Origin of the sequence: Paraburkholderia nodosa (genome assembly GCF_001718195.1) — a bacterium.
Classification (GTDB): Bacteria; Pseudomonadota; Gammaproteobacteria; order Burkholderiales; family Burkholderiaceae; genus Paraburkholderia; species Paraburkholderia nodosa_A.
The window spans coordinates 87,968-111,541 of the sequence record NZ_MCNV01000001.1 but is presented as its reverse complement, the minus strand read 5'-3'; the positions used below and the strand labels follow the sequence as shown (position 1 = coordinate 111,541).

The following is a 23,574-nucleotide window of genomic DNA, read 5'->3' as shown; positions in this document are numbered from 1 at the left end:
TGCCGTCAGTCTAAACAAAAAGACGGGCCGAAGCCCGTCTTTCCGTGATGCGTTCGAGTTGCCCGACGCCCGCGCCAGGCCGTGCGTCAGATCGGTCCCAACTCGCGGCGCAGAAACTCGTGGAAGTGCTGCATGCCGTCTTCCATCGGGCTCTGGTACGGGCCGACCTCGGAAACGCCACGCTCGAACAGCGCCCTGCGGCCGGCGTCCATGCGCTCGGCAATCTCGTCGTCTTCGACGGCGGTTTCCATATAGGCGGCGCGCTCGGCCTCGACGAACTCGCGCTCGAAGAGCGTGATTTCCTCGGGGTAATAGAACTCGACGATGTTCTTCGTCTTCTGCGTGCCTTCGGGGATCAGCCACGAGACCACGAGCACGTGCGGATACCACTCGATCATGAGATTCGGGTAGTACACCATCCAGATCGCGCCGAACTCCGGTGGCTCACCGTTACGGAAGCGCAGGACTTCGTCGTGCCACTTGCGGTACGTCGGGCTGCCCGGCTTGCCGAGGTGCTTGTGCACGCCGACCGTCTGCACGCTATACCACTCGCCGAACTCCCACTGGAGATCGTCGCACGAGACGAAGTTGCCGAGTCCCGGGTGGAACGGCACGACGTGATAGTCTTCCAGATAGACCTCGATGAAGGTCTTCCAGTTGTAGTTGCACTCGTGAACCTCGACGTGATCGAACATGTAGTCCGTAAAGTCGAGGTGTTTCGCCGGCCCAAGGCGTGCGAGATCGCGCGCGACGTCGCGGCCCGCGGATTCGAACAGCAGCCCGTTCCACTTCTGGAGCGGCGAGCTGTTCAGGTTCAGACACGGCTTGTCCGCGAAGTGCGGTGCGCCGAGCAATTCGCCCTTGAGGTCATAGGTCCAGCGATGCAGCGGACATACAATGTTGTCTGCCGTGCCGCGACCGTTTAGCATGATGGCCTGGCGATGCCGGCACACGTTCGAGAGCAGCTCGATTTCGTTGCTCTTGTTGCGAACGAGCACGCGGCCTTCTTTTTCGCCGGGCAGCGCAAAATAGTTTCCCGCCTCGGGCACCATGAGTTCGTGGCCGACGTAGCGAGGACCCTTCTGGAAAAGCGTGTCGATTTCGCGCTTGAGTAGCGCTTCGTCAAAATAAGCGGTGACTGGCAGCTGGCTGTGAATAGACTTCAGCTGCAATGCATTGCTCAGATTGGACATTCCCACTCCCGATGAAGACGTGAAAGCAGTGAACAACCCAACCATCGAAGATTCGATTTAGGGAGCCGGCGATTATACCCGGTTACCCCCTCGTGGGGTAGCTAAGTGACTGATTTTTGCCAAAATTACACCGGAAAGACGGCAGGAATTCAGGAAGTATGAGACAAATGCACGGGTAATCGGGCCTTCTGGAACCGATTTGTACTGGCCCCGAACATGTGGTCGAGAGGGTACACAAGCCGGGGAGCGGGTCGAACGGGACCTTTTGCCGTAGAATGTCCGCCTTGTTTCATTCTGGCGACGACTCATGGCGAAATCCGCAACGAAAGACCGCGCTGGCGCGGGCGAAAGCGAAGCCGGGCTGCCCGAGGGCGAAGGCCTGCCAGAGAGCTACGAGGTGGCGCTTGCGGAGCTCGACGGGCTCGTTGCACGCATGGAAGGCGGCAGCCTGAGTCTGGAAGAATCGCTTGCAGCCTACCGCCGTGGCGCGGCGCTCGTGCGCTTCTGCCAGCAGCAGCTCGAAAAGGTTGAACAACAGGTGCGCGTGCTCGACGGCGAGACGCTGCGGCCCGTGCCCCTCAATACGACAGACTCCGCAGCGGGCGGAGACGACGATCTATGACATTTGACCAATGGACCCGGCACGTACTCGACCGGGTCGAAAGCGCGCTCGATCACTATTTGCCGGCTGCCGACGTATTGCCGGCGCCGCTGCATGACGCCATGCGTTATGCCGTAATGGGCGGCGGCAAGCGGGTACGTCCGCTCCTGTGCCACGCGGCGGGCGAACTCACCAACGCCACGCCGCAAGCGCTCGACGCGGCGGCCTGCGCGCTCGAAATGATCCACGTCTACTCGCTCGTGCACGACGACATGCCGTGCATGGACGACGACGACATGCGTCGCGGCAAACCCACCGTACACGTCAAATATGACGAACCGACGGCGCTGCTGGTGGGCGATGCGCTGCAGTCGCAAGCCTTCGTCACGCTGACCTCCGATGTGCTCGGTGCCCAGCACCAGGCATCGCTCGTGCGCGAACTCGCGCTGGCCAGCGGCTCGATCGGCATGGCCGGCGGCCAGGCCATCGACCTCGCGAGCGTGGGCCATTCGCTCACCCGCGAGCAGCTCGAAACGATGCACCGTCTGAAGACCGGCGCGCTCTTGCGCGCCGCGGTCCGCATGGGCGCGCTGGCGGGCGAGACGCCTTCGGCGGAAAACCTCGCCGCACTCGACAAATACGCGGCGGCCGTGGGCCTCGCGTTCCAGGTGGTGGACGATATTCTCGACGTCACCGCCGACTCCGCAACGCTCGGCAAGACCGCTGGCAAGGACGCGAAGGACGGCAAGCCGACCTACGTGTCGATTATCGGTCTTGATGCCTCGCGTGCGCTCGCGCAGCAGTTGCGCGCCGACGCGCACGCGGCGCTCGAACCGTTCGGCGCGCGCGCTCAGCGCCTCGCCGAACTCGCTGACCTGGTGGTGAACCGGGTGAGCTGACCGCGCAACCCGCCCACGCGCATGAAATGGAAGTAATGCGCAGAAAAAGTGCGGGAGCGCCAGTTTTCCTACAATGGAACGACGATGTACGACTTGCTGAAAACCATTGACGACCCGGCGGATTTGCGCCGCCTTGATCGCCGCCAGTTGCAACCGCTTGCCGACGAACTGCGTGCCTTCGTTCTCGAGAGCGTCTCGCAGACGGGCGGCCACCTGTCGTCCAACCTCGGTACGGTCGAACTGACGATCGCGCTGCACTACGTGTTCGACACGCCGCGCGACCGCATCGTCTGGGACGTGGGCCATCAGACCTATCCGCACAAGATCCTGACGGGCCGCCGCGATCAGATGTCGACGCTGCGTCAACTCGGCGGCATTTCGGGTTTCCCGAAACGCGACGAGTCGCCGTACGACACGTTCGGCACCGCGCACTCGAGCACGTCGATTTCGGCGGCGCTCGGCATGGCGGTGGCGAGCAAGCTCAAGGGCGACAATGCCATGGGCATCGCCGTGATCGGCGATGGCGCGATGACGGCCGGCATGGCCTTCGAGGCACTGAACAACGGCGGCGTGGAAGACGACGTGCCGCTGCTCGTCATCCTCAACGACAACGACATGTCGATTTCGCCGCCGGTTGGCGCGCTCAATCGCCATCTCGCGCGCCTCATGTCGGGCCGCTTCTACGCCGCCGCACGCGCGGGCGTGGAGCGCGTGCTGCGCCATGCGCCGCCGGTGCTCGACCTCGCGCGCAAGCTCGAAGAGCACGCGAAGGGCATGATCGTGCCGGCTACGCTGTTCGAGGAATTCGGCTTCAACTACATCGGGCCGATCGACGGCCACGATCTGGATTCGCTGATCCCGACGCTGCAGAACATCAAGGAACTGCGCGGCCCGCAATTCCTGCACGTCGTGACGAAGAAAGGCCAGGGCTACAAGCTCGCCGAAGCTGACCCGGTCCTGTACCACGGTCCCGGCAAGTTCAACCCGGCCGAAGGCATCAAGCCGTCGACAACGCCCGCCAAGAAGACCTACACGCAGGTGTTCGGCGAATGGCTGTGCGACGCGGCTGAACTCGATTCGCGCGTGATCGGCATTACGCCTGCAATGCGCGAAGGCTCGGGCCTCGTCGAGTTCGAAAAGCGCTTCCCGGACCGCTACTACGACGTCGGCATCGCCGAGCAGCACGCAGTCACGTTCGCGGGCGGCATCGCGGCAGAAGGCCTGAAGCCCGTGGTCGCGATCTACTCGACCTTCCTGCAGCGCGCGTACGACCAGCTGATCCACGACGTGGCCCTGCAGAACCTGCCCGTCGTGTTCGCGATCGACCGCGCGGGCCTCGTCGGCGCGGACGGCGCAACGCACGCGGGCGCGTACGATCTCGCGTTCATGCGCTGCATTCCGAACATGATGATCATGGCGGCGTCGGACGAAAACGAATGCCGCCAGATGCTTTACACGGCGCTCCAGCAGGACTGCCCGACGGCCGTGCGCTACCCGCGCGGTGCGGGCACGGGCGTGGCGACCGTCAAGCAGATGGCCGCGCTGCCGGTGGGCAAGGGCGAAGTCCGCCGCGAGAGCAACGCGCCGGCAGGCAGCCGCATCGCGATCCTTGCGTTCGGTACGATGGTTGCGCCGTCGCTCAAGGCCGCCGAGGAACTGGACGCCACCGTGGCGAACATGCGCTTCGTGAAGCCGCTCGACGCGGACCTCGTGAAGCAGCTCGCCGAAACGCACGACTACCTCGTGACCGTCGAGGAAGGCTGCATCATGGGCGGCGCCGGTTCGGCCTGCGTGGAAGCCCTCCTTGAAAGTGGGGTTATCAAGCCCGTACTACAATTGGGCCTCCCCGACCGCTTCATCGACCACGGCGACCCGGCGAAGCTGCTGGCGGGCTGTGGGCTCGACGCAGCAGGGATCGCGAAGTCGATTCGCGAGCGCTTTCTCGACAAGGCAGTGTCCGGCAAGTCGGTGATGCGCGTTGCCTGAGGTCGATTGAGATCGCGATAGTTTGATTGGTGCGTCGCCCTCGCGGCAGCCCAATTCACATTTGAACTGGCGGGCGGGTTCCTACCCGGCTTTCCGCCAGCAAACGCCGGCTCATGCCGGCGTTTGTTATTTGCGCGCCGCGTATGGCGCGGCTTGAGGATAAGAACATGAATCAGATGAACCCGGCCTTCGTGATGCCGGACGTCCAAAGCTCCGTCGATACCCGTCAGATCGTGATCCAGCGCGTCGGCGTGAAGGCCGTGCGCCATCCGCTCACGGTGAAGACGGGCGCGGGCGACGTCCAGCCGAGCGTCGGCACGTGGAATCTCGACGTTCATCTGCCGGCCGACCAGAAGGGCACGCACATGTCGCGCTTCGTCGCGCTGCTCGAAGAGAACAAGGCGCCGCTGGAACCCGCCACGTTCCGCGCGATGCTGGCCGCGATGCTCGCGAAGCTCGAATCGCAGGCGGGACGTATCGAAGTGACGTTCCCGTACTTCGTGAAGAAAGTGGCGCCGGTGTCGGGCGTGGAAAGTCTGCTGGACTACGAAGTGACGCTCACGGGCGACGTGCGCAACGGGCAAACGCGCCTGTTCCTCAAGGTGCTCGTGCCCGTGACGAGCCTGTGCCCGTGCTCGAAGAAGATCTCGCAATACGGCGCGCACAACCAGCGCTCGCACGTGACGATGAATGTCGAGTTCGATGGCGATCTGCCGGTGGAAGACCTCGTTCGCATCGCCGAACAAGAGGCGTCGTGCGAGCTGTGGGGCCTGCTCAAGCGTCCGGACGAGAAGTTCGTGACCGAGCGCGCGTATGAGAACCCCAAGTTCGTCGAAGACCTCGTGCGCGACGTGGCCGTGCGACTGAATGCCGATGCGCGCGTGATCGCCTATACGCTCGAAGCCGAAAACTTCGAGTCGATCCACAATCACAGCGCCTACGCCGTGATCGAGCACGACAAGCGCGCGGCGTAACGCCGGCCGCCTGGTTGCACCGTCAATAAAAAAGCCGCCGAAGGGCGTGGCCCTTGGGCGGCTTCTTCAGTGGCGAACGGATTAGTGCTGCGCGAGCGACGTCAGATCCCAGCGCGGCTTTACCGTGAACGCATAATCGCGCGTGGCCTGCTCGGGCCAGCGCGCGAGGCGCAGCGCCCCCGCGAGCGCGATCATCGCGCCGTTGTCGGTGCACAGCGACAGGTCCGGGTAATGCACCTCGAAGCCGCGCTTTTGCGCCGCCGCCGAAAGCGTCTCGCGCAACTGCTTGTTGGCCCCCACGCCGCCAGCCACCACAAGGCGCTTCATCTTCGTGCGCTTGAGCGCGGCGAGCGATTTCGCGGCCAGCACCTCGACGGCTGCGTCGACGAAACCGCGTGCGATGTCGGCCTTGCCCTGCTCGCAGATGTTCGTGCCGAGCTTCTTCACCTGCGTGAGCACGGCCGTTTTAAGGCCGCTGAAGCTGAAGTCGAGATCGCCCGAATGAAGCATCGGACGCGGCAGTTCGACCGCGCCTGGCGTGCCGAACTCCGCGAGGCGCGAGACTTCCGGGCCGCCCGGATAGCCGAGGCCGAGCAGCTTGGCCGTTTTGTCGAAGGCTTCGCCGGCGGCGTCGTCGAGCGTCTCGCCGAGGGTTTCGTAGACGCCCACGTCGGTCACACGCATCAGTTGCGTATGGCCGCCCGACACGAGCAGCGCGACGAACGGAAACGGCGGCGGCGCATCGACCAGCAGCGGCGAAAGCAGGTGCCCTTCGAGGTGGTGAATCCCCACGGTCGGCCGATTCCAGGCCATGGCGAGCGCATTGGCGATGCTCGCGCCCACGAGCAGCGCGCCCGCGAGGCCGGGGCCCTGCGTGAAGGCGATGGCGTCGATGTCGCTTTTCGTCGCGCCGCTCTTCGCGAGCACTTCTTCGAGCAGCGGCAGCGCACGGCGGATATGGTCGCGCGAGGCAAGCTCCGGCACGACGCCGCCGTACTCGCGGTGCATGGCGATCTGCGAATGCAGCGCGTGCGCGAGCAGGCCGCGCTCGCTGTCGTAGAGCGCGAGGCCGGTTTCGTCGCAGGAGCTTTCGATGCCGAGAACGAGCATGGTGGGAGGCAGGGCGACGGCATTGCGCGGCACGAGCCGCCAAAAACCGCCGCTAAATCAAGAATTAACAGAACATAAAAGTATAGCAGCGCGCGTCGAAGCCGGTTGAGCGCGGCAAGCGGTGTCCCTCCCGGACAAGCCCCGCCGCCGCGCAGGTAGAATGCGCGCCATGGAATCTTTCGACATCGCCGTGATCGGCGCAGGGGCGGCCGGCATGATGTGCGCGGCGGTGGCGGGCCAGCAGGGCCGCCGCGTGGCGCTGATCGACCACGCGCCGCGCCTCGCGGAAAAAATCCGCATCTCGGGCGGGGGGCGCTGCAACTTCACGAACCTGCACGCGAGCCCGGCCAACTATCTCTCGCACAACCCGCATTTCTGCCGTTCGGCGCTGGCGCGTTACACGCCGCGCGACTTCCTCGCGCTGCTGCGCCAGCATCGCGTGACCTGGCACGAAAAGCACAAGGGCCAGCTTTTTTGCGACCAGTCGAGCGACGCGATCATCGACGTCCTGCGCGCCGAGTGCGACGCGGGCCACGTGGCGTGGCGCCGGCCGCTGCCCGTCGAAGCGGTGAGCCACGCCGACGGCGCGGGCTTCACGCTCGGCACGCCGCAGGGCGAGATACGCGCGAAAGCGCTCGTGATTGCGACGGGCGGCCTGTCGATCCCGAAGATCGGCGCAACCGACTTCGCCTATCGCGTCGCGAAGCAGTTCGGCCACAAGCTCATCGACACGCGTCCGGCGCTCGTGCCGCTCACGTTCGCGCAGGACGAGTGGGCGCCCTATGTGCCGCTCGCGGGCGTATCGCTCGAAGTCCACGTGGCGACCGGCGAGCGCAGGACCGGGGGCGCGTTCGACGAAGACCTGCTCTTCACGCATCGCGGCCTTTCCGGCCCCGGCGTCCTGCAGATTTCGAGCTTCTGGCAGCCCGGCCAGCCGATCCGCGTGAACCTGCTGCCCGAGCACGATCCGGCGGCGGCGCTGATCGACGCCAAGGGCGCGACGAAACGTCAGATCGGCAACCTGCTCGCCGAGTGGGTGCCGGCACGCCTCGCGCATGTATGGCTGGAGGCGCATCAGGTGAAGGCCGACGCGCGTATTGCCGATCTGCCCGATAAAACGCTGCGCAAGATCGGCGAGGGGCTGGCCCAGTGGACGCTTACTCCCACGGGTACCGAAGGCTACAAGAAGGCCGAAGTCACGCGCGGCGGCGTGGACACACGCGAGCTTTCCTCGGCGACGATGATGAGCCAGCGCGTGCCTGGCCTCTATTTCATAGGCGAAGCCGTGGACGTGACGGGCTGGCTTGGCGGCTACAACTTCCAGTGGGCGTGGGCCTCGGGCGTCGCGGCCGGCGAGGCTGCCGCCGAATATTCACTGGGCGCGGGCTGATTTCCTGACCGATACGCACTGCCGAATCTCTCGCGGTTGACCCCTGTCATTGTTGGCTGGGCGCCCGAGGTTCACGCTTGAATGCCTGACCACGAGGAAAAGGTACGAAACGTGAATCGAGAGGAACAGCAGCACAGCGGGCAAATGCGCGGGCCACTGCGGCGAATCATGATTGCCGTGGACGATTCGAAGGCATCGACGCAGGCACTGCGTTTCGCGTCGCGCGTGGTGCCGCGCGACGCCCGGGTGCGTATCGTCTGCGCAGCCGAACAGCCGGGCGCGTGGAATGCGGGCGGCGCGTACAGCGCGGGCGATGCGTGGATGACGGGCGCGCTCAACGCGGCGCGCGGCGATTCTCTCCACGCCGCCGAGCGTACGCTCGAGCACGCGATGTCGGCGTTCAACGGCCAGGTCGCGCTGGTCGAAGGGCAGGTGGTCGGTCTTTCCGGCGAAGCAGGCACTGTCGTGCCTGCGCTCGCCGACGCGGCGCGTGACTGGGAGGCCGACATGCTGGTGGTCGGCACGCGGCACCAGGGGCGCATGAAGCGCTGGGTCGACGGTTCGGTTTCGGGCGCGCTCGCGGTTTGCGCGCCCTGTCCGCTGCTGGTCGTGCCCGTGGAGTACGAGGAAGCGAACGGTCACGCGCCACTCGCCCGCATCCTGCTGGCGACGGACGGGAGTCCGGCCTCGGCGCAGGCGATCGACGCAGCGCTGCGGCTGGCCGAACCGCAAACCACCTTGCGCGCGGTTTATGTCGTGGACCGCAGCAGCGTGGCCGGCGACCCGGTGCCGGGCTCGGTGCTGGAAGATGCGCTTGCCGACCTCGGGCGCAAGGCGCTGGCCAGCGCACACACGCAGCTCGACGTGTCAGGACGTGCTTACGAAACGGCGCTGGTCGCCACCGGGCGCATGCGCGATGACATCGCCCACACCGTTTTGCGCGACGCGCAGGATTGGCAAGCCGATCTCGTCGCGCTCGGCACGCAGGGCCGGCGTGGCGTCGCGCGCTGGCTGCTTGGCAGCGTCACTCAGCGCGCCATCGAGATCACGCATGTGCCGTTGCTGCTGGTCGGGCCGGGCGCTGCCTGATGATGCTGCGCAGCCCCGCCGGGGAAGGCTCCGGGGGCGATCGGGCCGGCTGCCGGAATTGGGGTTTCCCCCCAAACCGGCACGCGATGCCCAAACCCGGAACTGCTATACTCAATTTTCTTTACCCCCGATCCGTTATTGGAAAATGACGACCATCCGCGTAAAAGAAAACGAACCCTTTGAAGTTGCCATGCGCCGCTTCAAGCGCACGATCGAGAAGAACGGTCTCTTGACCGAGCTTCGCGCGCGCGAGTTCTACGAGAAGCCTACGGCTGAACGCAAGCGCAAGAAGGCGGCGGCGGTGAAGCGCCACTTCAAGCGTCTGCGCAGCCAGATGTTGCCGAAAAAGCTGTACTGATTCCGGCGTAGCCGTGACGCGTGGCCGCGCAGTTCCAGCGTGGGCCTCGCATCAATGTCACGGCGACGTGGACAGCCGGTCCGCGGTCTCTGGTTTCATCGCGCAACGCGGCCGCCGCTGTCCTCTGGTGTGGTCGCAACCATGTCGAATTTGCGCCAACCCGCCTGGAAGCGTTTCCAGGCGGGTTTTTGCATTCCAGCAACCCCAACGTATTTCAGGTGAGTGATGAGTCTCAAAGACCAGATCAACGACGACATGAAAACCGCGATGCGCGCGCGCGAAAGCGAGCGCCTCGCCACGATTCGTCTGCTGCTCGCCGCTATCAAGCAACGTGAAGTCGACGATCGCGTGACGCTCGACGACGCGGGCATCACGGCCGTCATCGACAAGATGATCAAGCAGCGCAAGGACTCGATCAGCCAGTTCGAGGCCGCGGGCCGCACCGATCTCGTCGAGAAGGAAGCCGCCGAGCTGGTCGTCCTGACCGCCTACATGCCCGCGCAGCTCTCGGACGCCGAGATCGCCGCCGAAGTGCAGGCCGCCGTCGCCCAGGTGGGCGCAGCCGGCCCGCAGGACATGGGCAAGGTGATGGGTGTGCTCAAGCCGAAGCTGGCCGGGCGCGCCGACATGACGGCCGTTTCCGGGCTCGTCAAAGCCGCGCTCTCGAAGTAAGCGCAACCGGCTCGCACGCGGCGCCGGCCCGGCCCAAGGGCGACGCCGCGAGGCCCGTACGTCACGCGTATGCCGCGCGTATGTCACGTATAGGGCCGCGCGAGCCCCGGCTGCCCAAGCGCGCTCGCTTCGATGATTCCGCATTCGTTCCTGCAAGACCTGCTGAACCGCGTCGATATTGTCGACGTGGTGGGTCGCTACGTGCAGCTCAAGAAGGGCGGCGCGAACTTCATGGGCTTGTGTCCGTTCCACAACGAGAAGAGCCCTTCGTTCACGGTTAGTCCAACCAAGCAGTTTTATCACTGCTTCGGATGTGGCGCGCACGGCACCGCCATCGGCTTCCTCATGGAGCACGCGGGACTGACGTTCCCTGAAGCCGTCGAGCAACTCGCCCAGTCGGTCGGCCTGACCGTGCCGCAAGAGCCTTCGCCCATGCGTGGCGGCGGCGGTGGGGCTGGCGCGGCGGGCGGCTATGCTCCGGCAGCCTCGAAGGCCGTCACCACCGCGCTTTCCGACGTCATGCAGACTGCCTGCGACTACTACCGCAAGCAGCTGCGCAGCGCGACCAACGCCATCCAGTACCTCAAGAAGCGCGGCCTCACCGGCGAAATCGCCGCGCGCTTCGGCCTCGGCTACGCGCCCGATGGATGGCAGAACCTCGAATCTGCGTTTACCAACTATCGCGACGATGCGCTGGTCGAGGCGGGTCTCGTCATCGTCAGCGAAAAGCAGGACGCGCAAGGCCAGTCGCGCCGCTACGACCGTTTCCGCGACCGCGTGATGTTCCCGATCCGCAACGTGAAGGGTCAGGTCATCGGCTTTGGCGGCCGTGTGCTGGATGGCGGCGAGCCCAAATATTTGAATTCCCCGGAAACGCCGCTATTTAACAAGGGCAGCGAACTGTACGGGTTGTTCGAGGCCCGCCTCGCGATCCGGGAACAGCGCTACGTTCTGGTGGTCGAGGGGTATATGGATGTCGTCGCGCTCGCTCAGCTGGGTTTCCAGAATGCCGTGGCGACGCTTGGCACCGCGTGCACGCCGATCCACGTGCAGAAGCTCATGCGTCAGACCGACACGGTGATTTTCAGCTTCGACGGCGACTCGGCGGGCCGCCGCGCGGCGCGCCGTGCGCTCGACGCTTGCCTGCCGCACGCGGCCGACAATCGCACGATCCGCTTCCTGTTCCTGCCCCAGGAGCACGACCCGGACAGCTACGTGCGCGAATTCGGCACCGAGGCGTTCTCGGAGCAGGTCGAGCGGGCCATGCCGCTGTCCCAGTTCATGCTCAACGAGGTGCTGGCGGACAAGGAACTGGACCAGCCGGAAGGGCGCGCCCGGGCGCTGTTCGACGCGAAGCCGCTGCTGCAGCAGCTGCCGGCGAACGCCCTGCGGGCGCAGATCATGCACATGTTCGCGGACCGCCTCGACGTGCCGTTCGAAGAAGTGGCGGCGCTGTGCGAAGTCGACGCGCGCATTGCCCGGGCGGCGCGCCAGGCGCCCGCACGCAAGGACCGGCACCTCGTGACCGGGATCGAGCGCAAGGCGCTGCGCAACCTCGTGATGCACCCGCGCATCGTGCTGCAACTGGAGGAAGAGGCCGAAAAGGCGTTGATCGGACTGACGCGCCACGGCGAGCTGTTCGAGGAAGTAACCACTCACGCGCGGGCGCTGGGCGAGTCGGCGGAATTTCAGCTCCTTTCGGACCTGCTGAGAAATGGGGCCAATGCTCCAACCTTCGAGGAGATTTTTCGCGAAATTCTGGACTATGATGAAAACGTTCGGGATTTGCTGATGAAAAATCCGGAAGATGGCGCTGCAGTGGAGGAGCGCCGCGAGCAGGAGCGGCTCGTGAGCGAAGAATTGACGGCGGCAATCCTGAAAATGCGGTACGACGCCTGTTGCGATCGCCTGGACGCGCTTTCGCGGCAGTCGCGACATACGCCTGAGGAACTTGCCGAATTGATGTCACTGAATCAGACGCGGGCTGACATGAAACGTCAGCTCGGTTTGTAAGGGAAGGACCGCACAGGGGGATTATTGCCCTGCGTGCTAAAATAACAGGTTTTCAGCGGTTTGTTTTTGTTTTTTCCGGGTGGGCATAATGGGTTGGGGTAATCCGTGAATGTCCAGTTTTCCAGCAAGGGGCGGAATGGCAATGGCAAAGACTACAGGCGGAAAAAAGGCAACAGGCAAGGGCTCGACGGAGCCGACCAGCAAGGTCACAACGGCCACAGTTGCCAGTTCTTCCGCCCGGTCGTCGGGCAGTGGGTCCACCAACCGTTCTGAACCGGCTACCCGGAAGAGGTCGATGACTGTTTCGGCTGCGCGAGCAGCGCCTGTCCGTGCGGCGAAAGCCGCTACGCAGCCGGCAACGAAGCGGTCCGGTTCGAGAAGTGCAAGGGAAGTGCCTGCCGTCGAGGACGATGCGGCAGAGCGCGAGGCTCAAGCATCCACGGTTCAAGAGGCTGTTGTCCAGCAGCCGCGAGTCGAGACACTAGCCGGTACGGCGAACTCCATGACGAAAAAGCTGAATGAAGTACCCGTCGATGACGACGCAAACCAGAGCGAAGACAGCACCCCCGCCGCGGGCAAGGTCGAAAAGACCACCCGTGCGCGCGACCGGCGAGCGAAAGAGAAGGCGCTGCTGAAAGACGCGTTCGCGTCGTCGCAGCCCGGCACCGTCGAGGAGCTCGAGGAGCGCCGCACGAAGCTGCGTGCGCTCATCAAGCTCGGCAAGGAACGCGGCTTCCTCACCTATGCGGAAATCAACGATCACCTCCCGGACAACTTCACGGAAACCGAGGCGATCGAAGGCATCATCAGCACGTTCAACGACATGGGCGTGGCCGTCTACGAGCAGGCCCCCGACGCCGAAACGCTGCTGCTCAACGACAACGCGCCCAACGCTTCTTCGGACGACGAAGTGGAAGAGGAAGCGGAAGTCGCGCTTTCCACCGTCGACTCCGAATTTGGCCGCACGACCGACCCGGTGCGTATGTACATGCGCGAAATGGGCACGGTCGAGCTCCTCACGCGCGAGGGCGAAATCGAGATCGCCAAGCGCATTGAAGACGGCCTCAAGCACATGGTCATGGCGATCTCCGCCTGCCCGACCACCATTGCCGACATCCTCGCCATGGCCGAGCGCGTGGCGAACGACGAGATTCGCGTGGACGAGCTCGTCGACGGCCTGATCGATCCGAACGCCGAAGACACCGACGGCTTCAACGCGAAGGAAGCGGAAGAGATCGAAAACGAGGACGAAGAGGAAGAAGCCGAAGAGGAAGAAGAAGAGGAGGAGGAAGAGGACGACGGCGCAGCGCAGGCGACGGCCAACGCGGCGCAGCTCGAAGCCCTCAAGCGTGCCTCGCTCGAAAAGTTCGCGCTCATCAGCGAATGGTTCGACAAGATGCGTCGCGCGTTCGAGAAGGAAGGCTACAAGTCGAAGTCCTACCTCAAGGCGCAGGAAACCATCCAGAACGAGCTGATGTCGATCCGCTTCACGGCGCGTACCGTCGAGCGTCTGTGCGACACGCTGCGTGCGCAGGTGGACGAAGTGCGCCAGGTCGAACGCCAGATTCTTCACACGGTCGTGGACAAGTGCGGCATGCCGCGCTCGGAGTTCATCGCGCGTTTCCCGGGCAATGAAACCGACCTCGAGTGGTCGGAGAAGATCGTCGGCGAGAGCCATGCGTATAGCGGCATCCTTTCGCGCAACATTCCGGCCATCCGCGAACAGCAGCAGCGCCTGCTCGATCTGCAGGCGCGCGTGGTGCTGCCGCTCAAGGACCTGAAGGAAACCAACCGCCAGATGGCGGCCGGCGAACTCAAGGCGCGCCAGGCGAAGCGCGAGATGACCGAGGCGAACCTGCGTCTCGTGATCTCGATTGCGAAGAAGTACACGAACCGTGGCCTGCAGTTCCTCGACCTGATCCAGGAAGGCAACATCGGCCTGATGAAGGCGGTGGACAAGTTCGAATATCGTCGCGGCTACAAGTTCTCGACCTACGCGACGTGGTGGATCCGTCAGGCCATCACGCGCTCGATCGCGGACCAGGCGCGCACGATCCGCATTCCGGTTCACATGATCGAAACGATCAACAAGATGAACCGCATTTCGCGGCAGATCCTGCAGGAAACCGGTCTCGAGCCGGATCCGGCAACGCTCGCCGAGAAGATGGAAATGCCGGAGGACAAGATCCGCAAGATCATGAAGATCGCGAAGGAGCCGATTTCCATGGAAACGCCGATCGGCGACGACGACGATTCGCATCTGGGCGACTTCATCGAGGACAACAACACGGTGGCGCCTGCCGACGCCGCGCTGCATGCCTCGATGCGCGATGTCGTGAAGGACGTGCTCGACTCGCTTACGCCGCGCGAGGCGAAGGTGCTGCGCATGCGCTTCGGCATCGAAATGAGCACCGATCACACGCTCGAAGAAGTGGGCAAGCAGTTCGACGTGACGCGCGAGCGCATTCGCCAGATCGAAGCGAAGGCGCTGCGCAAGCTGCGCCACCCGAGCCGTTCGGACAAGCTCAAGTCGTTCCTTGAAGGGAATTGAGATTGGTTGGTTTTAATGCACAGAAGTCATGTGCAAGATGGCCAGGCCGACCCGCTTTCGTGTAGTATGTCGGCCTGTCGTCGAAAAGCCCGGCCTTTGGGTAGACCGGGCTTTTTTGTTGACACGTCATCGTTGTTTCGTTTGTCGCTACGCTTCGTAGCTTCGTGGGCCGGACGCCGTGTTGGTTGCAGGCAGCGGACTCATAATCCGCCTCCGAAAGGACGTCGTGGGTTCGAACCCCACCCGGCCCACCATTCGCTATTCCATAGAACTCCAACATATTCCGATGGAGTAGCCGAAACCCTTACTGGGTGGGCTTCTCAGGCCGTCGGCTGTTCCGCTGTTTGCTGGCTTGGTCCGTTGACTTCCGCTGGTTGGTGGGGGTCACACGGTGAACGCGACGAGGTTCGGAGCGCTTACAACTTTGCTGAATACCTGCCCGCACGTCGGAAAATGATGCAGGCTTGGGCCGATCATCTCGATAAATTGGAGCGTGGCGCAAGGACGACCCCAAAAGAGCACACACGGTTTTAATAGGAATACCTACCATCATAGATCGATTCCGCTTCGATTTCTTCGAGAAAACTTCAACCGCTCACGCAGCGCGGAGAGAGAAGCGGTGCCGTGGATTCATTTGGCCGATGACCTAACGAAGCACGCTGGGCGACGCCCGGCTGCCTGAGCAATATGGAATTCAGCCGAGGGCTGACTCGACCAGCCAACGACGTGCAAGCTCGGTGCAGAGCGACGGCCGCTCGAGGGTTGGGAAGTGTCCGCAACCTTCGAGCGACACAAAGCGGGCGTGCGGAATCAACGTGGCAATGCGACGGCCCACGCTGACTGGAACGAAACGGTCAGCATCCCCCCATACGAGCAGTGTTGGTATCCTGCTCGCTGCAAGCGTCGGCCAATGATCTGAACGAGTCAACGTAGCATCCGACTGGCGTGCGAATACTTCGGCCCCCGTGTCGCGGGCCATCTGAACGAACGCAGCCCTCGAAACAACGTCCTGAGAAGGAATCGCATGCTCGGCGAACTCTGCGATTACGCGCTCATGTTCGCCGGAACGAATTCTCTGGCTTGTTGCACGAGCCACATCCGGATTCGGGTGAACGCCTGGTTGGCAGTTCATTAGCCAGATTCCGTGGACACGATCTGGACACCGTGCCAGCACCTCCATTGCAAGGCACCCACCATAGGCTGTGCCAGCTAGGATGAATGGGCCTTTTGTGGAAGCCAAAAGGCTCTCCGCACTTTCGGCAAAAGTCGATTGCGTGAGTACGCAAACAGACGCTGATACAAGATCCTTCAGTCCGTGGACCTGTTCGGCGTACATACGCCCGTCGCACGGCATAGCGGGGAGAAAAATCAGCGGTAGCGGCATAGAGGGAAGACAGGTGTTTTCAGGCCCAGCGGGCGGCGCGCGTGCCGACTAGGCAGCAAAGCGATTGTCCGCGTTTTTGATCAACCTTCCAATTAGAGCAGACGCTCGCGACGGGCTGTTGCAATGACGATCTCATTGACCGTCAACGATCTATAGGTTGATGGCGAACTGCCGTTCTCGGCTGCGGCAGTTCGCCGACCGACTGTCGGCAAGCAAATGGGCGACCCGCGACCGCGGTGCGCAAAGGGCCCAGGCGGTAGCCATTCCCCAACCTAATCGCTGATGTGACCTGGCTCGACCACTTCCTTGATGAAGGCAAGGAGGAGCTCGCTGAGCCGAACCGGCTGCTCCTGTTGGATCCAATGACCGGCGCCGTCGATCAACTCGATGCCCCCCATTCTCGTCGCCGCCCTCGTCCTCATGAGATCGAGCGCGCCAGGCGCTGAATAGGTGCCCCAATCGCTCTTCCCGCCAATGAAAACCGACGGGACATCGATCGTCTTGCCCGAGAACAGGCGCAACTCAGCGTTCAGGTCAGGGTCGGAAAAGACGCGATAGGCCTGCAGGGCGCCTTGAAATCCCGTGCGGCCATACTCCTCCGTGTACACCCCAAGTTCCGGCTCGGTGAGCCATTTGCAGGCCATGACATCGGCGGAGGAAGGTTGGAATGGAGCGACGGTCTCGGGCATCGTCTTGCCGAGATCCATGACGTAATAGGTGGGCAACTGTGCAAGTTCTGTGGCGGTTAGCGCCTTCAACGGATGCGGCTTGTTTCCCGGCCAGTCGGCGCTTTTGACGTAGAAAAATGCTCGAAGAAACGCGTGTAAGCCCTGAGGGGGGTGCCACATGTCATGGTTCGCCTCTCGTGAACTCAGGTATTGCTGGTAATGCTCTCTCGGCGGGTCGAGTGCCGCCAGCGCGGCTGCTAACTTTTGATTGGCCGTGTTCGGTTGAACCGGCGATACCTCGCTTTCCGCAATGTCGAACGGAAGCGCCGGCGGGCCGGGGAACGGTGCGCTCATCAGCGCCACTGAGGGAAAAACGTCAGGTCTGGCTAGCGCACAATAGGCCGCCACGGGCGAGCCGAGGTCGTGCCCGACAAGCATTGCCGTACGCCGATATCCCAATGCCAAAACCAGTCCGAGGGCGTCGCGAGTCATATTCAGAAGGCTGAAGGGCGCTAGCTGGGCGTCGTACTCGTTCACCCAACCGGTGGTGCGGCCAAAGCCTCGCTGGTCAGGCGCTACGACGTGGTAGCCGGCGTCAGCCAGAATTGGAATCAGGTGTCGCCAGCCGTAAGCCAGATCAGGAAAACCGTGCAGAAGCAGTGCGAGCGGCCGGCCGGGTTTGTCGTAACCGGCCTCGAGAATATGGACATCGAGGCCATTTACCCCGTGGATCATGCGCGAGCGGACCGTCTTCGGGAGCGTTCCCTCGGCATATGTCGATGTGGACAAGTCAATTCCTCCAATGGGGTTTGCGCGGGCGGGTCGAATTAAAGAGGCCGCCAGGCTGACCGCGCCCATCGCCAGGACAGCTCGTCGGGAAGGCATAAAGCCACGTGGATGACTCATGACGGAACGCCCCGTCCGCATGCAAGCGCTGGGTTCAGTTCCAGCGAGCGCGCCGCCGCAATCTGGGCAGGCGGCGCATGATTGAACGAGCCTTCTTGACTTGCGATTGGGTCGGGAGGCATCGGCAACTCCTGGTATGGTGATCGCCATAGTATGGCAATCACCATAGAATCAGCAAGCGAAACGTGCTATGTTCTCGGCATGCCACGTAAGACTGACGCCCGCGCCCGTGCGATTGCCACGGCCCAACGACTGTTTCGCATCCAGGGCTACACTGCGACGGGATTGACCCAGCTCCTTGAAGAAAGCGGTGCGCCTAAAGGATCGTTCTACTTTCACTTTCCACGCGGCAAGGCACAACTCGCGGAAGAAGCAATCGATGAGTACGTTGCGAATCGAATTGCTGTATTACGGGACATCTCGGCGAATACGACGGGTGATGCCCTGAATTTTGTTCATCAGATTTTCAGGACCTTTGCGGCCGAAATGGTCGCCTCTGATTTCCAGTACGGATGTCTAATGCAAAATCTGGCGAATGAGCTGCCCGCGCTCGACGCTGACCTGACCAAACGGGTAGCGCGCGGATTTGCTGAGTCGACTGGGCTTATTGCGGAGCATTTCAGGGGATGCGGCTTCGCTCCCGAGCGCGCGTCCGCTACGGCAGCCGCATTGGTTGCAGCCCTCGAAGGCGCGCGGACGATCGCCCGCCTTGAACGCACGCCGGCTATATTCGAGGCGCTGGCAGAGGTCAGTGCCCAAAGGTGGGCTGGGCCGGAGGGGTGATCCGGTCCAGTGTTCTCGGTCGGACGAAATCGGCACCGAGCATTCTGTGAAGACCGTCGGTCTTTCGCCAATGTCCGTTCGCAGACGAGCAGCCACCGCAGGAACGTCTTGGCATTGTCCATTGCCGGACCGCACAACCGGTTTGGCTTCGGCTTAAGCAGGCATATGCCGTGCCAATTCTCTCGACTGTGTTCGCTTGGGACGTGCAGCGGCAGCCGGGGCAATTTGAACGCCTGGAGAATGGCCATGCAGACGAATTCGAAGAAGGCCGAACAGGTCGGCCTCCCGGCGACCTCACGGCTGAGCCGGTCGTACGGCAAGGCTGATTTTGCCGACGCATTTTCGGTGGACTTGCCAGGGACTGCCTGCAACGACGCAGAGTCTCTCGCTCGACACATCTTTGCCGAGCAACCCGAGTGGATCGCGACGCTGCAGGGAGTTCGCGACATTGCCGTATGGCCATTCGGACTTAAAAGAACGGTCGATCTGAAAATCGCGAAGGGAGACCGGCTTAGTATTTTCCGCGTGTTCGAACGGCACAAAGACGAGATCATTCTGGGCGAGAACGACATGCATCTTGATTTCCGTGTGTCGGTGCTCGTGCAGCCTGCATCTGAGGGCCGGCCCCAGCGGCTGATAGTCACTACGCTTGTCTTCTACAATCGTTTGCTGGGTCGGGCCTATCTCGGCCTTATCGCTCCTTTCCACCGCCTCGTCGTGCGAGCCTCGCTCGACCGGGCACAGCGGATCGGATGGCCCGGCCGGTAGCGCCGATTCGTCAACGCTACTTCCACCCGTAGATGGTCAGATCTCAAAGTGGCGGCCTCTTGAAAGCGGTCAGGACCAGGCGTAGCTATCCATTCTGGCCTGTTCAGTCACTCTCTCGCCTCTTCACTTGCAGTCACTTTGCCCGACAGGGCCGCCGAGGCTGTTCCAGACGCAGTACCAGCTAAATACGCCATTGATCCGTTCTGCCGTCGCCATGTGCATCGTGGAGTATCCGATCATGCTGCAGCCGACGCCGTCATCCTCAACGAGCGGTGACGCAAATAAACGTTGTTCATGATTAGCGCGACGGCAGTCAATGTTGCGCCCCCGATCTGGGCCGACATCGGCACTACTCCGGTCAGCGCGGACACGACGAATGCGGTGATCGGTACGACGTCCATGAACAGCACGCCGTTCATCGGACCCAGGATCCGGTTTCCGGAGACCCAGAACAAGATCGCGCCGAAGCCAGCGACAGGCCCCATGTAGAGCAGATGCGGCGCAATGGAACGCAGCATCGACAACGTCGGCGCGGGCACCGCGTGCAGTGCAATCAAGATCGCGTTGACGGTAACGATCGTGGTAAGACCTAGCCAGGTCGTCATCGTTGTGTACTTCAATGCTGACCAGCGTGCGAACCGCGCCGAGCCGAACGTGTATACCACCCAACAAAACGCTCCGATCACCATCAGCCCGCTGGCAGCGTAGTGCTGGGGGCCGTGAATGGCGGCCAGCAAATCGCCGTTCGTAATCACCAGCGACACGCCTGAGAACGATGCCGCGACGAACAGAAGCGAGAGCACTGGTGGTGCGCTGCGTCGTAGCCACGAGCTAAGAAGCAAACCCATCATCGGTTGCGTTGCCATCATGATCGACGCATCGAGCGCGCCGTCCGGCCCGGCAAGTTGCTGCCCGAGAAAAACGAACGAGCCGAAGCCGCAAAAGCCGACAGAGCCGAGCAACCACGCAGTCCCGAGCGAGTGGCCGTGGGCGGCAAACGCGCCAGCACCTTCGCGATACCGTAGCAGCATAGCGAAAGCGACCCCGGCTATCAGATAGCGCAGGGACGTAAACGTGAATGGATCGACGTGTGTCAACGCGTCAGTCATTATGGGAAACATCGCGCCCATCAGCACCGTACCCACCAGGCACAGTGCAACGCCCTTCCAGTAACGTATCGAAGATGCAGATGAAGCTGAGATTGATTTCATGACTGATCGTTCTCAAAATAGGTTAAAAAAATGCCAGCGGCCGCCGACATCCCAACAATCACCGACTCGTGCCGATGGAAACGTTCATCTCAGACCAGCGCTCGCATCGTCATGTCCACAATCGACGTGAGCGCGGATTTGTCCAAGTCGGTCTTGCCGAGCACTCGCATCCCCTGAACGATGCAGAGCAGAAACCGACCAACCTCCTCTGCGTCCAAGCGTTTATCGAATTGGCCAGCCTGCTGGCCGCGCGCGATCGCAAGACTGAACTGCGTCGCGATGCGGTGCAGCGTCGATTCGATGTGGGAACGCATGTCCTGGTCGTCCGGTAGCAACTCGATCGCCGCATTGGTGATTAAGCAGCCGTGCCGATCGAGCAGATTCGCGCTGACCAACGTGTAATGCAGCAGCGCCGCGCGCAACGCGTCAGCCGGCGGCATGTCGGCGGCCAGCCGCTCCTTCAGCCGCGCGACTGCACCTTCCGCATAGCGATCGAACGCCGCGACAAGCAAACCGTGCTTGTCGCCGAAGGTCCGGTAAAGACTGCCGCGGAACACGCCTGTAGCGTCGCACAGCGCCTCGACAGGCGTCGCGTGATAACCATGCGCCCAAAATATTCGGGCAGCAGCGTCGATCGCCTGGTCGACATCGAATTCCCGCGGTCGGCCGCGTTCCGCAGAACGTCCGGGGCGGGAGCGAGCGCGAGTTCGGGAACTGTCGAAGGTAGTCATGGAGTAGATATTAGAACCAATCGTTCTCAAAATCAACCTGCAGACTCTATTCCAAAACGCTCGCTGGGCGATCGAGGATCTTCAGTTTTCTGGATGAAACCTTGATCGCCGCAATCGGAAATAAGAGAGGGATACTGATGCCGGAATTGAACGACCGAGTGCACCAGTCGTCTGGGACGCGCCTGATGCAACAGGCATAGTCGACCCGCAGCGGTCCTATAGAAACGTAGAGAGGATTGTCGCGTCCTCGCGCGAGAGCCATTCAGCTGCGGCGAAATGGGTGCTTTTGCTTACCACCCCTCCCAAAACGACTAGTTCGATTGGGAAGTCAATGCAACGTTCGCTGGACCTGTTGCAGGCGGCGCTTCCGGCTCGTCGAGATGGCATTCGAAATAGAGGAGGTGATGCCACTCGCCATGGATGGGCGAGTTACGCTGACAAGATTGACTCTACCGACGATCGTATCGTCGAGCCAAACGAGGTACTGATAGGCTCGATCTCCGACTCTATCGCTAGTTGCTGCTCTTATCGCTTCGCGAACCGCGGAAGCGCTGTAGTAGTCGCAAGGGCGAGCGTTAATCCATTGCTCGAAGTAGGCCCGGTTTTCGACCTCGAACGCAAGTAGCGCGTCGGCATCGCTCAACGTCGGTGGAGTCATCGTTGTCGTCCAACGGCTCGGGTGTGCACAAGCAGGAAATCACTCTCGGGACTAAAGCGCGGATCTGATCCTGTGCAGCGAGCTGTTGCAGGGCCCTCGGAAGTCGACGGCCTTCCGCCAGGGATAAGCCGAAATCCGCAATCGTCGCGCCTTCAACCGGTCGTCGCACAGCGCCAACAGTGACCCTTTCTCCCGTTCCTTGGCGCTCCAGATAGATTTTCCAATGCAGTTCCATGACCGTCTCTCCCCAGCGGCTCAAGAACAGTGTAGTCGTTGCGGTCGACTCCCCCCGATCTCGTCCGCTCCCGTGGACGCCGCTAGCGGAAATTGCGAGCGACAACATCGGCACACTCTCACGAAACGCTCGCATGTGCCGCGATCAGAGCCGCCTGAATTAACGCTGTAAACGTGAAATGATTAAATAATGATTTTGTAATTAATGGATATTTGCACCATTGCGATGATCGACAGAAAGCGCTTGAACCACGTTGGTGCCGGAATTCTCAATTAGAGAGCAAATACTTAAACATGATATTGCTCCATCAAAAAAAGTTTTCTCACTGGCATTTTTTTTTGCTATCTTCGATTCGCTTCAACAAAACTGACACATAGATCTGGCGGTCCGAGACCCCTGATGGCGTCCAGGCGGAGGGCAAATGACGGATAGTCGGCCGCGTTGGTGCCGAAGCGAAATGTATTGGGTTAGTACAACTATCGATTGTCGATAAGCAAAGCATTGCGGGTTCATGAGCGGCCAGGAAATTGCCGCGTGGGCTGCATTTGCTAATTCGTAGTGCGAATGTAATTACGCACAAGTCGGTTTCTGCCACGCGCGACTTGTGGTCATGGCGTGACGAGGGTTTTCTGCGGCAGGATTGGGGCGTACTGCGCCGAGGGAGCGAAGGTGGTGATGAAAGTGCAAATGGGAGCGCCAGCCGAAGGCGTGCGCTCGGGCGGACCAGGCCGCCCACGCGAATTCGGGCGTAGGCAGCAGAACCCTGTGCGCCGCTACGGAGGAATTGGCGCGGTAATCGTATTGCACATTGTGCTCATCTACGCGTTGGTCAATGGTCTTGCAAACAAGGTCGTGCAGGTGATTCAGCATCCGATTGAAACGAAGATCATCCAGCCCGTAGCACCGCCGCCGCCGCCCCCGCTGCCTACCGTGCAGCTGCCGCCGCCGAAGTTCGCGCCTCCGCCGCCGCCTTTCGTGCCGCCTCCCGAAGTGCCGGTGCAGGCGCCACCGCAGCAGTCGATCGTGCATCAGGCTACGCCCGTGGTCAGCGCGCCTGTCACCGCACCGCCTGCACCACCCGCGCCGCCTGCACCCGTGCAGAAGCCGGTGAGCCACGAAGTGGGCGTCGTGTGTCCAAACTCGGATGAGATCCGTTCGTCGATCCGCTATCCGAAAGAGGCACAGGACAACGGTGTGACCGGCGACGTGCTCATCGAATTCGTGGTGGATCCGCAAGGTCATGTTACGAATGAGCGAGTGGCGCAGTCGGCCAATGACGACAGTCTGGATGCCGCTGCATTCAACGCAGTCAAGAAGTTCAACTGCATTTCGCAAGGCCAGCCGGTACGCGTGCAGGTTCCGTTCTCGTTCAGTCTCAACTGACGCTCGGGCTG

The 23,574-nt window shown here is 62.2% G+C and carries 20 protein-coding genes, 1 tRNA gene and 1 pseudogene; 15 read left to right on the top strand and 7 right to left on the bottom strand.

Going from position 1 to position 23,574, the window contains the following annotated elements:
- Positions 1-86 precede the first annotated feature (86 nt).
- Positions 87-1,193: an aromatic ring-hydroxylating oxygenase subunit alpha gene (locus BFD71_RS00475; RefSeq protein WP_069261336.1), complete on the bottom strand. Its 1,107-nt coding sequence runs from the start codon at positions 1,191-1,193 to the stop codon at positions 87-89.
- A 307-nt stretch (positions 1,194-1,500) separates the two neighbouring features.
- Here BFD71_RS00475 and BFD71_RS00470 point away from each other — a divergent pair, with 307 nt between their 5' ends.
- From BFD71_RS00470 to folE2, 4 genes are all read left to right on the top strand, one after another.
- Positions 1,501-1,815 (top strand): exodeoxyribonuclease VII small subunit, encoded by a 315-nt coding sequence (locus tag BFD71_RS00470; RefSeq protein ID WP_069261335.1) that lies wholly within the window; start codon positions 1,501-1,503, stop codon positions 1,813-1,815.
- Positions 1,812-2,693 (top strand): polyprenyl synthetase family protein, encoded by an 882-nt coding sequence (locus BFD71_RS00465; RefSeq protein WP_069261334.1) that lies wholly within the window; start codon positions 1,812-1,814, stop codon positions 2,691-2,693. Before BFD71_RS00470 ends, BFD71_RS00465 begins: the two co-directional genes overlap by 4 nt.
- A gap of 84 nt (positions 2,694-2,777) precedes the next feature.
- Positions 2,778-4,679, top strand: coding sequence for a 1-deoxy-D-xylulose-5-phosphate synthase (dxs, locus tag BFD71_RS00460; RefSeq protein ID WP_069261333.1), 1,902 nt, complete (start codon positions 2,778-2,780; stop codon positions 4,677-4,679).
- Between the two features lie 167 nt (positions 4,680-4,846).
- Positions 4,847-5,653: a GTP cyclohydrolase FolE2 gene (folE2, locus tag BFD71_RS00455; RefSeq protein ID WP_069261332.1), complete on the top strand. Its 807-nt coding sequence runs from the start codon at positions 4,847-4,849 to the stop codon at positions 5,651-5,653.
- Between the two features lie 81 nt (positions 5,654-5,734).
- Here the strand turns inward: folE2 and tsaD are convergent, their stop codons facing one another.
- Positions 5,735-6,763, bottom strand: coding sequence for a tRNA (adenosine(37)-N6)-threonylcarbamoyltransferase complex transferase subunit TsaD (gene tsaD, locus BFD71_RS00450; protein WP_069261834.1), 1,029 nt, complete (start codon positions 6,761-6,763; stop codon positions 5,735-5,737).
- 169 nt (positions 6,764-6,932) lie between these two features.
- Here tsaD and BFD71_RS00445 point away from each other — a divergent pair, with 169 nt between their 5' ends.
- The 5 genes from BFD71_RS00445 to dnaG all read left to right on the top strand — a co-directional run bounded on the left by BFD71_RS00445 (position 6,933) and on the right by dnaG (position 12,285).
- Positions 6,933-8,153 carry an NAD(P)/FAD-dependent oxidoreductase gene (locus BFD71_RS00445; RefSeq protein ID WP_069261331.1) on the top strand — a complete coding sequence of 407 codons (1,221 nt, stop codon included), beginning with the start codon at positions 6,933-6,935 and terminating at the stop codon, positions 8,151-8,153.
- 111 nt (positions 8,154-8,264) lie between these two features.
- On the top strand, positions 8,265-9,242 hold the full coding sequence (locus BFD71_RS00440; protein WP_176732801.1) for a universal stress protein: 978 nt from the start codon (positions 8,265-8,267) through the stop codon (positions 9,240-9,242).
- Between the two features lie 145 nt (positions 9,243-9,387).
- Complete coding sequence (rpsU, locus tag BFD71_RS00435; protein WP_013434742.1) at positions 9,388-9,600, top strand: 30S ribosomal protein S21; 213 nt, start codon at positions 9,388-9,390, stop codon at positions 9,598-9,600.
- A gap of 225 nt (positions 9,601-9,825) precedes the next feature.
- Positions 9,826-10,272, top strand: a complete 447-nt coding sequence (locus BFD71_RS00430) for a GatB/YqeY domain-containing protein (protein ID WP_069261329.1) — start codon at positions 9,826-9,828, stop codon at positions 10,270-10,272.
- 132 nt (positions 10,273-10,404) lie between these two features.
- Entirely contained in the window at positions 10,405-12,285 is a 1,881-nt protein-coding gene (gene dnaG / locus BFD71_RS00425; RefSeq protein ID WP_069261328.1) for a DNA primase, read from the top strand.
- A gap of 36 nt (positions 12,286-12,321) precedes the next feature.
- Here the strand turns inward: dnaG and BFD71_RS41930 are convergent, their stop codons facing one another.
- Complete coding sequence (locus tag BFD71_RS41930) at positions 12,322-12,546, bottom strand: hypothetical protein (protein WP_256094439.1); 225 nt, start codon at positions 12,544-12,546, stop codon at positions 12,322-12,324.
- Positions 12,547-12,580: 34 nt separating this feature from the next.
- Here BFD71_RS41930 and rpoD point away from each other — a divergent pair, with 34 nt between their 5' ends.
- The 3 genes and pseudogenes from rpoD to BFD71_RS41925 all read left to right on the top strand — a co-directional run.
- Positions 12,581-14,836 carry an RNA polymerase sigma factor RpoD gene (rpoD, locus tag BFD71_RS00420; protein WP_256094438.1) on the top strand — a complete coding sequence of 752 codons (2,256 nt, stop codon included), beginning with the start codon at positions 12,581-12,583 and terminating at the stop codon, positions 14,834-14,836.
- A gap of 166 nt (positions 14,837-15,002) precedes the next feature.
- Positions 15,003-15,090 (top strand) — tRNA-Ile (locus tag BFD71_RS00415).
- A gap of 130 nt (positions 15,091-15,220) precedes the next feature.
- Positions 15,221-15,370, top strand: a pseudogene (locus BFD71_RS41925) (integrase); the annotation flags it as partial.
- A gap of 160 nt (positions 15,371-15,530) precedes the next feature.
- Here the strand turns inward: BFD71_RS41925 and BFD71_RS38765 are convergent.
- Both BFD71_RS38765 and BFD71_RS00410 read right to left on the bottom strand, forming a co-directional pair.
- A complete protein-coding gene (locus BFD71_RS38765) occupies positions 15,531-16,172 on the bottom strand; it encodes an alpha/beta fold hydrolase (protein WP_256094437.1) in 642 nt (213 codons plus the stop codon).
- A 320-nt stretch (positions 16,173-16,492) separates the two neighbouring features.
- The gene (locus BFD71_RS00410) at positions 16,493-17,623 is read right to left on the bottom strand and encodes an alpha/beta fold hydrolase (protein WP_069261833.1); all 1,131 of its coding nucleotides are present in this window, start codon (positions 17,621-17,623) and stop codon (positions 16,493-16,495) included.
- 324 nt (positions 17,624-17,947) lie between these two features.
- On the opposite strand from BFD71_RS00410, the gene BFD71_RS00405 reads away from it, so the two are divergent.
- A complete protein-coding gene (locus tag BFD71_RS00405; protein ID WP_069261327.1) occupies positions 17,948-18,577 on the top strand; it encodes a TetR/AcrR family transcriptional regulator in 630 nt (209 codons plus the stop codon).
- A 246-nt stretch (positions 18,578-18,823) separates the two neighbouring features.
- On the top strand, positions 18,824-19,345 hold the full coding sequence (locus BFD71_RS00400; protein WP_069261326.1) for a DUF2867 domain-containing protein: 522 nt from the start codon (positions 18,824-18,826) through the stop codon (positions 19,343-19,345).
- A 236-nt stretch (positions 19,346-19,581) separates the two neighbouring features.
- Here BFD71_RS00400 and BFD71_RS00395 read toward each other — a convergent pair whose 3' ends face one another.
- The gene (locus tag BFD71_RS00395; RefSeq protein ID WP_069261325.1) at positions 19,582-20,556 is read right to left on the bottom strand and encodes a DMT family transporter; all 975 of its coding nucleotides are present in this window, start codon (positions 20,554-20,556) and stop codon (positions 19,582-19,584) included.
- Between the two features lie 89 nt (positions 20,557-20,645).
- On the bottom strand, positions 20,646-21,287 hold the full coding sequence (locus BFD71_RS00390) for a TetR/AcrR family transcriptional regulator (RefSeq protein WP_069261324.1): 642 nt from the start codon (positions 21,285-21,287) through the stop codon (positions 20,646-20,648).
- A 1,568-nt stretch (positions 21,288-22,855) separates the two neighbouring features.
- On the opposite strand from BFD71_RS00390, the gene BFD71_RS00385 reads away from it, so the two are divergent.
- Positions 22,856-23,563 (top strand): energy transducer TonB, encoded by a 708-nt coding sequence (locus BFD71_RS00385; protein ID WP_069261323.1) that lies wholly within the window; start codon positions 22,856-22,858, stop codon positions 23,561-23,563.
- Positions 23,564-23,574 lie beyond the last annotated feature (11 nt).